The 8,832-nt window shown below is 59.4% G+C and carries 6 protein-coding genes; 1 reads left to right on the forward strand and 5 read right to left on the reverse strand.

The window, feature by feature from the left end; translation table 11 throughout:
* Positions 1 to 180: 180 nt before the first annotated feature.
* Positions 181 to 372 carry a hypothetical protein gene (locus H8E27_00685; protein MBC8324136.1) on the forward strand — a complete coding sequence of 64 codons (192 nt, stop codon included), beginning with the start codon at positions 181 to 183 and terminating at the stop codon, positions 370 to 372.
* Positions 373 to 449: 77 nt separating this feature from the next.
* Here the strand turns inward: H8E27_00685 and H8E27_00690 are convergent, their stop codons facing one another.
* From H8E27_00690 to H8E27_00710, 5 genes are all read right to left on the reverse strand, one after another.
* On the reverse strand, positions 450 to 1,808 hold the full coding sequence (locus H8E27_00690; protein MBC8324137.1) for a DUF1501 domain-containing protein: 1,359 nt from the start codon (positions 1,806 to 1,808) through the stop codon (positions 450 to 452).
* Positions 1,809 to 1,984: 176 nt separating this feature from the next.
* A complete protein-coding gene (locus H8E27_00695) occupies positions 1,985 to 3,295 on the reverse strand; it encodes a DUF1501 domain-containing protein (protein ID MBC8324138.1) in 1,311 nt (436 codons plus the stop codon).
* A gap of 31 nt (positions 3,296 to 3,326) precedes the next feature.
* Positions 3,327 to 4,601 carry a DUF1501 domain-containing protein gene (locus H8E27_00700; protein MBC8324139.1) on the reverse strand — a complete coding sequence of 425 codons (1,275 nt, stop codon included), beginning with the start codon at positions 4,599 to 4,601 and terminating at the stop codon, positions 3,327 to 3,329.
* Between the two features lie 38 nt (positions 4,602 to 4,639).
* On the reverse strand, positions 4,640 to 5,989 hold the full coding sequence (locus H8E27_00705; GenBank protein MBC8324140.1) for a DUF1501 domain-containing protein: 1,350 nt from the start codon (positions 5,987 to 5,989) through the stop codon (positions 4,640 to 4,642).
* Between the two features lie 150 nt (positions 5,990 to 6,139).
* A complete protein-coding gene (locus tag H8E27_00710) occupies positions 6,140 to 8,317 on the reverse strand; it encodes an adenylate/guanylate cyclase domain-containing protein (GenBank protein MBC8324141.1) in 2,178 nt (725 codons plus the stop codon).
* Positions 8,318 to 8,832: the final 515 nt, after the last annotated feature.

An 8,832-nucleotide genomic window follows, 5' to 3' on the forward strand; every position in this document is an offset into this window, starting at 1 on the left:
CAGCTTATCTTGACTTGACCTCGGCTGTGGTCGAAGCACCGAAGGTGCGGCCATATATATTTGCCCGGGGCAACGCCCCAGGAATAGACACACGAATACGGTAGAGCGCTGAATGCGCATAAGAATTTTAAATCACCTTTTCATGACTTTGAAAACGAATGGGAGCTTTGGTCTTACAATATGCCCATTCTGGCAATCAGCAGACTTGGCGCAATGGGGCCAAAAGCAATCAAGGCAATACCTCATATTAAAAAATTTACAACTATTCGTCATAGTACTTTAGTTTCTGGACGCGCGAAAATGGCGATTTTAAAAATCGAGAGTCAGGAAGGGGGCTCATCTGTGGGGCCATCCGGTAATGCGAAAGGGTAGAATCCGTGGGTTTTTTGCGTTTGTCGTCAGGCCGCGAGGTAGCTTACTAGTCCGTGGTTGGGCAAAAATAGCGCCCCCTAAATCAACTCCTTCATCGGCTGCCAGCCGTCGACGAGGTATTGCGGGCGGCCGGTGAGGTCAGGCAATGTCGTCGCGTTCGGGTCAAGGCCCATGGCTTGATACAGCGTGGCGTGGACTTCGCCCATGTGCACGGGGCGGTCGGCCGGTTCGGCGGCGTGTTTGTCGCTCGCGCCGATGACTTGCCCGTGGCGCAGGCCGCCGCCAGCCATGAACGCGCAGCTCACTTGCGGCCAATGATCGCGCCCGGCGTTCTTGTTGATGCGCGGCGTGCGGCCAAATTCGCCCCACGCAATCACGCTCACGTCCTTGTCCAAGCCGCGCGCGTGCAAATCCTCAATGAGCGCCGAGAGGCCCTGGTCAAAAATCGGCGCGTGTCCGTTGACACCGCTTTTCTGGTCGTAAATTTTGCTGTGAAAATCCCAGCGGCCGAAGTTCAACGTCACACAACGCGCGCCCGCCTCGACGAGACGGCGGGCCATCAGGAAATGTGTGTTGTCGCGCGGGGCGCCGTCGCCATAATTCTTCGCGTCGCCCTTGCCGTAACGCTCGCGGATTTTTGGGTCTTCCTTCTCGAGATTCATCGCGTCGGCGAGCTTGCTGCTGGTGAGCACGCCCATCGCCTGTTGCGTGAAGGCGTCCATGCCGCGTACCGCGCCGGAGCTGTCGGCCTCGCGCCGGAAGCTGTCGAAGCTCTCCAGCAAACTGCGCCGCGCGCCAAAGCGGCCGACGCTCACGTCGTTAAGCGTCATGTCGCCGCGGCTGTGGTTGGTGGGCTTGAACGGCCCGTGGCCCACGCCGAGGAAGCCCGGCTTGCCGCTCGCGCCGTAGGGCGGATGCCCCGCCTTGGGCGCCAGCCCGATAAAGGGCGGGATGCCCGGCACATTGGCCCCCTGCAATTTCGAAAGCGCCGCGCCAATGCTCGGCCAACCGCCGGGCGCTTGCCCGTTGGTGTTGAAGGTGGATCCTTTGCGTCCGCTGTAGCACATGAACGAATCGTGGCTGCCGTTGGGCGCGCCGACAATGGACCGGATGGCGGTCCACTTGTCCATGATGCGCGCGAGCCGCGGCAGCAGCTCGGTCACGTGGATGCCCGGCACATTGGTGCGCAAGGGCGACAGGTCGCCCCGATATTCCTTGGGTGCGTTGGGCTTGGGGTCGACGAGGTCCTGATGCGGCGGCGCGCCGGCCATGTAAATCATGATGAGCGCCTTGTGGCTTTTGCCGATGCCCGCGGCGGCCTCCGCCTGCAGCAGTTGCGGCAATGCCAACCCGCCAAACGCCCCAATCCGCAGGAAATCCCGCCGACCGAGCCCGTCACAAAAGCCACCTTGGGCCTGTCCTTCGATTTTCAGCATACTATTATATAGTGCAACGGCCGGCGGAACGGTCCACCGGCCGAAATTTTCTGTTTTTTAGCCAAATATTGGCTTTTCCCAAGTTTGCGGACTCGCGGGCTCGTCCCTCCATTTTCTGGCGCGTCCCGTGGAGGGACGAGCCTGCGAGTCCGAGTCCCCGAGCCCGGCGTTTCCGTTTACACCAGCTCCGGCAGCGGGCCGCGGCCGGCGTCGGTGAGGAACTGCGGGCGGCCGTTGAGGTCGCTCAGCATTTCCTTCATCGGGTTGATGCCGACGTTGTGATAGAGCGTGGCCAAAATTTCCTGGATGTGCACGGGGCGCGAGCTGGCTTCACCGCCGGTGCGCCAGTCGGTTTCGCCGATGGCTTGGCCGTTGCGCATGCCGCCGCCGGCAAGGAAGGTGCCCATCACGCGCGGCCAATGGTCGCGCCCGGGTTGCTTGTTCTTGTTCACGCGCGGCGTGCGGCCAAACTCGCCCCACACACAAATGGTGGTGTCGTCCAGTCGCCCGGATTCCTTGAGGTCGCTGATGAGTGCGGCGAGTCCGATGTCCAGCGAGGGCAATTGCTTGCCGAGGGTGACAAAGTTGTTGCCGTGCGTGTCCCAGCTGCCCCAGCTGAGGGTGACAAAGCGCGCGCCGGCCTCGACCAGGCGGCGGGCGGTGCAGAAACTTTTCACATCGCGATAGCCCTTGGGCACGATGTACTTGGCGAGGCGTTTGGGGTCTTCCTTCTTGAGATCCAGCGCATCGACGAGCGTGCTGCTGGTGATGACGCCGAAGGCTTGCTGGTTGAACTTGTCGAGGCCCTCCATCTTGCGGCTGTTATCTACGTCGCGCCGGAAGGAATCGAAGCTGCCGAGGAGCGCCTTGCGGTCGTCCAGCCGACTGGTGTCGATGCCGTTGAGGGTGAGGTCCTGTTTGCCCTTGCCGTTGGGCGCGAAATATTTGTACGGCGCACCGAGGAAACCCGGCCCTTGCGCGCGGCTGTCGAACCCGACAAAGGGCGGCGTGCCGTTGGGGCCTTCGCCCTGCGTCTTGGCAATGACCGAGCCAATGCTGGGCCAGCCGCCGGTGGGCTGCGGGCTGCGCCGCGTGCGGCCGGTCAAGCAGTGAAAGGAATTGTGGTCATTGGCCTGGCCGACGGTGGAGCGGATGGACGTGCAGTCCTGCCACATCTTGGCCAGTTGCGGGAAATGCTCGCACACGCGCACGCCGGGCACGCTGGTGGGGATGGAGGTGAACTCGCCGCGGTATTCCTTGGTGGCGCGGTCCTTGATGTCCCACATATCCGTGTGGCTCGGGCCGCCCGGCAGGTAAATCATGATGATGCTCTTCTGCTTTTGCGCCTTGGAGCCGAGTGCCTCCTCCGCGCGCAGCAACTCCGGCAACGCCATGCCGCCCATCGCGAGCGAGCCGATTTGCAGAAAATTGCGGCGCGACACTCCGTCGCAAAAACCGCCGCTTGATTCGCCTTGAATTTTAATCATGTGTTTATCTTTCTAGCTGATAGTTGACAGTTTAAAACAGTTCTTTGATGGGTCGACCGTTTTCCACAACGTAAGTGGGGCGGCCTTGGTGGTTGAGGAACTGTAGCTTGGGATCGAGGCCGAACATTTGTATCACGGTGGCGAGCATGTCCTGCGGGGTGATATGGCGCTCGGCGGGATCCTCCAGTTTGGGGGAAGATTTGCCGATGACCTGGCCCATATTCAGCCCACCGCCGGCGAGCATCAAGGTGCAGAGCCGGCCCCAGTGATCGCGGCCGGCGTTTTTGTTGACGCGCGGGGTGCGGCCGAATTCGCCGGTGACAACGAGCAGCGTGTTGTCGAGCTGGCCGCTGCCTTTGAGATCCTCAATGAGCGCGGAGAGGCCCTGATCCATTTGTGGTGAGCGGCTCTTCATCGCGTTCTGAATTTTGCCGTGCATATCCCAGCCGCCGTATTGAATGTTGACGAACCGGCTGCCGGCGGCAGTGAGGCGGCGGGCGAGCAGGAGTTGTTCGCCCAATCCCTTGCCGTAGCGCGCGCGGACTTTCGGGTCTTCCTTTTTAATATCAAACGCGTCCTTGGCGCTGCCAAGCACAAGCTCAAATGCCTGTTGCTCAAAACCGTCGAGGCCTTCCATTTGGCCAGTACGGTCAACCTTGCGGTTGATGACGTCGATGCTGTCGAGCAGCGCGTGGCGGCTCTCGAAACGACTGGCGTCGACGGCGAGTTCCATATTCTTGCGCGCCTGTCCGCTGGGGCTGAGCGCCTGATAACGCGTGCCCAGCCAGCCAGGGCCATCGCTGCCGATGCCGCCGATGCGTACGAAAGAGGGCAGCCCGGTCACGGGATGCGCGGTGCCCTTGGCCTTGGCGATGATGGAGCCCATCGAGGGGCGCATTTTGGTGCGGTCATTGTAGCCGGTCATCACCCACGTGGTCCCAGAGCCGTGACTGCTGTTGCCGTGGGCGAAGGAGCGCACGATGGCCATGTTTTTCATTTGCTGGGCGAGCTTCGGGTAGGTGCCGCCAATGCTGACGCCGGGGATGGTGGTTTTGCATTCGCCGGTGGTGCTGCGGTACTCGCTCGGCGCATCCATTTTGGGATCAAAGGTTTCCACGTGGGTCGGCCCGCCGCCGAGCCAAACCCAAATGACGGATTTGTTGTTCAACGCGGCGCCCGCTTCTTTGGCGCGCAAAAGGTTCGGGAGCGTGAGGCCGGCAATTCCAAGTGAGCCGACCTGTAAAAAGTTACGGCGCGACTGTCCGTCGCAAGTGATTCCGGATGAGGTTCCGTTGAACGTGATCATTTTTTGTCCCTTTGTTGGTTTTTACATTGTGTTAATTTTTAACTAATTAATTCCTTCAACGGCTTGCGGCCGTGATCCACCAAGTACCGCGGGCGACCGGAGAGATCGGGCACGGTGGTGGTCTCGACGTTGATGCCCATCGAAGCGTATAGCGTGGCGAACACATCGCCGAACCGTACCGGCCGATCGACGGCCTCGCCGGCGTGCTTGTCGCTGGCGCCGATGACCTGGCCGTGATTCATTTGGCCGCAGGCGAGCACAGCGGTGGACAGCTTCGGCCAGTGATCACGGCCGGCTTTGGTGTTGACCTTTGGCGTGCGTCCGAATTCGCCCCACACAACCACGCTGACGTCTCTGTCCATACCGCGTTGATGCAAATCCTCGACCAACGCGGTGAGGCCCTGATCCAACATCGGCATATCCTGCCGCGCGCGATTGAAATTTCCGCTGTGCCAATCCCACCGGCTGAAGGCGAGGGTCACACAACGCGCGCCGGCCTCCACGAGGCGACGGGCCATCAGAAAATCATCGAGCAGTTTGTGCGAACCGTCGGCGGCTTTCTTGGTTGTGCCGCGCCCGTAACGGTCGCGCACTTTTGAATCTTCCTTCTCGAGATTCAGCGCCTCGCCCAGCCGACTGCTGGTGAGCATCGAGAGTGCTTGTTGATTAAAAGCGTCGAGGCCTTCGATGGCGCGGGTGTTGTCCACGTCACGGCGGAGTGTATCAAAACTATCGAGCAACGTCTTGCGGTTCCCAAGGCGGTCGAGGGTTAACCCGTTCAGATTCATGTCCTCACGCGCGTTACCCGCCTTGTTGGGCAGGAACGGACTATGCGCCGGGCCGAGGAACCCCGGGGTGCCCGGATCGCCCCATGGCTTGTGGCCGGTGTTCGGCGCGAGGCCGACGAAGGACGGCACGCCCGGCTTCACCGTGCCGTGTAATTTCGAAAGCACCGCGCCCATGCTCGGCCAACCGCCTGCAGGTTGGTTAGCCTTCCGACCGCGACCGGTTTGGCATTGCCACGCATCGTGCCCACCTTCCGCGCCGACCATCGAACGAATGACGGTAAACTTATCCATCATCTTCGCCATGCGCGGGAAGAGTTCGCCGATACGAATACCGGGGACATTTGTAGAAATTTCATTCAGCTCGCCGCGAATCTCCTTAGGCGCGTTGGGTTTCAAATCCCACATGTCCTGGTGCGACGGGCCGCCGGGCAGGAAGATGTTTATGATGGCTTTGTGCCCGCGCTTGATGCCTTGATTTTGCTCCGCCTGAAGAATTTGCGGCAACGAAAGGCCGCCCAAAGTGAGGCCGCCTATTTGCAAAAAACTGCGCCGCGAAACCCCATCGCAGAACCGATATTCGTCTCCAAGTATTTTGATCATATTCAAAAGCCCTTTCGGCTGGAAAATTCGACGTCGCGGACAGGGCGGCCATTCATACAGTTGCCGCCAAAATGTCATAAAAATTTGACCGTAAAACAGAGGGATTTTGGGGCTTTTCGAGAGCCCGAGCCGAGTTACATCAACGAGCGTTTACGAAGTGGAAACCGGCGCCTCCACCGATTCATTTTTTGAGGTCGGTTCGGGGCTTAGGCGATACACGGCTTGGAGGTCGCTGAAGCCTTTGATTTCCATGGGCGGCAAGGGCTCTGCAGTGCGCCCTTCGCGGGCGGCTTCGCAGGTGGCTTCATCGACCAAAATATCCATCGGACTGGCCACCGTGCAAAGTCGGCTGGCGAGATTGGCGCCTTGGCCGATGACTGTGAAGTTTAGCCGATCCTCCGAGCCCATAAAGCCCGCGAGCATTTCGCCCGTGGCGATGCCGATACCCACCTCAATCTCGTTACCGCGCAGCATATTCAGCACTTTGCGCTCCTGCAACATGTGCCGCGCACACGCCACGGCGCGCTCAGGCGCGGTGGAGTCTTTGCCTGTGGCGCCGAAAACGGCCATAATCATATCACCCACAAATTTGTCCACCATACCGCTGTGCTCGTGGATGACCCACGTCATCGCAGTCATATGCTCATTGAGCAGCGAAACAACTTCCTCGGGTTGCATATGCTGGGTCAGCTCAGTGTATTTCCGAATATCACAAAAGAGCACCGTCATCCCGTGCGTTTCACCGCCAAGCGCCACATTGCCCTCCAGCAACCGATCGGCCACTTCCTTGTCCGCCACCTTTTCCAACAAATCCCGATATTTATTCTTTAACGATAACTCTTGCGCTGTTTCGTTGAATGCGTGGGATAATTTGCCAAATTCATCGTTATTTCTCACAGGAATCCGCACGTCATAATCGCCCTGGCGCAGGCGCATGGTGGCTTTGTAAAGGCGGCGCAGGGGCTTGAAGAGGCCGAGTGAAATGAGCCAGCTCAAGGCCATGGTGGCCAGGCCCATGAGGCCGCCGAGCAGCAGAATTTGATCGCGCAATTCCGCGCGCATCGCGAGTGGTGCGGACCAGGAATAGAGGCCGATTTTATAGGCGGTGGGCAACCCGCCGGTGGTGCCGGCGTCATTTTTCATAGGCGAATAAAAAACGCGGTATGGAATGCCGTTGAGGTTGACGAGGTCGATGCGGTTTTCCGGTTGCTCGCCGCGCACGTTACGCCGCAGCCAAGTGGCGAGGGGCCCGGTGGCTTCGTCGGGAATGGCACGGGAGTGCAGATGTCCGTCCACCCACATACCGGTCATGAGGTCGCTGATGTCGCTGAGCGTTTGTTCGCCGCGGGTGTTGAGCGGAAAGCCGAGCACCAAGGTGCCCACTTTGCGTCTGCCGTCCGCTTGCAGGACGGGTGTGCACACCAGCTCGATGAGGCCGCCTTCGCCGTCCTCCTCCAGCGCGAGATAGCCGACGCTCTGTTTATCGAGCGCGACTAAATCGGGCACAAACTCCTCAAGACGTTCGCGAAATTGGCGACGGTTTGCGTTGTCGAAAAACCCTCCAAACCGCGCCTCGGGCAGGAGTAATTCGCCCTGTTCACCGAGGAAAACGAGGAATGAAGCGGTAATGGCTTGCGCCCGCTCGCGGCCATCAATGCCTATGGTGTGGCGGAGACCGGGCGGCACTTCGGTGTTGGCGGCATTGGAGGTTGCCTCCCGCGGGCGGGCAGTGGGGGGTAAATTGCCGGCGCGTTGGATGCCGGCGGAAATGCCGCGTAATTGATCCGCAATGCCGCGCCGGGTTTCGGCCACAGCGCGATCATAAATCTCCGCGATGATGCTCGGCTGTTTTTCTAATGCAGAGCGCAAGGGTGAGGGCGCGAAGGACTTGCGCTGGCCACGAAGGGGGTCATCAAGTTGAGCGGCGAACTGGTTGATGGCGCCGCGCATTTGACGGCTCATGGCGAGGCGGGCGGCGGTATTTTCTTCCGTCTCCATTTCCTCGGCCAGTTTGCGAAATTCCTCGGCCAACATCCGCTGTAGCTGATGACGGGCGAGCTGATAGAGGCGTGTGGTTTCGCGGCCTTCCAGCGCGGTTTGCACCTGCGGGCGGGCAGCGAAATCGATTGCTTTTTGGCGGACCACGCCCAGCCGCGCCCCCTGTTCCCGCGGTAAATACGTGAGCTGTTCGTTCACGCGATCGCGAAAAAGCTGGTCATGCGCCGCCTCCACGCGCCGCAGCGACACGTGCAGCATCACTGCGGTGCACAGCGCCACCACCGTCAACATCGCCAGCAGCAGCTTAATTCTAAATCCTAGTCGAAACATCGCGAAACATCGTTTATGAGACACCGTTGTGGCCAATCCTTTGGCTCAAAATACTTTTACTCTATGTGGGCCCCTATAAGAGACGCAAAAAATGGCCAAAGGGATTCAAAAAATCAGCGTTTTCGCCCGCTTCTTTCCGGCCTATTAAAGCGAGACCCTACCCGAAAAACAGCCGCCCTTCGAGCTTCGGGTTTGTCATTCTCAATAATCCTGACCCACCCCCCTGATTTCCTGCCCCGAAATATGGCGGGCCTCGAGAGCCATCCCCTCATTGAACCCTTGTTTTGTGGGCTCATCATCGTTTTTCACATCGTGCGTGAATTTTGGGACAATTGCGGAAAATTCACGCCTTTCATCCCTGCGCAAACCCAATTAAACCCAATTAAAATCAATTTTAAGTGGAAAACACGCATTTTTATGTTGGCACAAGACTTGCATTCAACTTTGGCAACCTGTGATGGCTATGGATGTAGCCGCTGCAAAACTGCGCTCCCAGAAAGGGCGCACAACCCAAA

The organism is Limisphaerales bacterium (assembly GCA_014382585.1).
Classification (GTDB): Bacteria; Verrucomicrobiota; Verrucomicrobiia; order Limisphaerales; family UBA1100; genus JACNJL01.

Coding starts and splice junctions, on each gene's coding strand:
- H8E27_00685 (MBC8324136.1), top strand. CDS start 181: ATGCCCATTCTGGCAATCAGCAGACTTGGCGCAATGGGGCCAAAAGCA.
- H8E27_00690 (MBC8324137.1), bottom strand. CDS start 1,808: ATGCTGAAAATCGAAGGACAGGCCCAAGGTGGCTTTTGTGACGGGCTC.
- H8E27_00695 (MBC8324138.1), bottom strand. CDS start 3,295: ATGATTAAAATTCAAGGCGAATCAAGCGGCGGTTTTTGCGACGGAGTG.
- H8E27_00700 (MBC8324139.1), bottom strand. CDS start 4,601: ATGATCACGTTCAACGGAACCTCATCCGGAATCACTTGCGACGGACAG.
- H8E27_00705 (MBC8324140.1), bottom strand. CDS start 5,989: ATGATCAAAATACTTGGAGACGAATATCGGTTCTGCGATGGGGTTTCG.
- H8E27_00710 (MBC8324141.1), bottom strand. CDS start 8,317: ATGTTTCGACTAGGATTTAGAATTAAGCTGCTGCTGGCGATGTTGACG.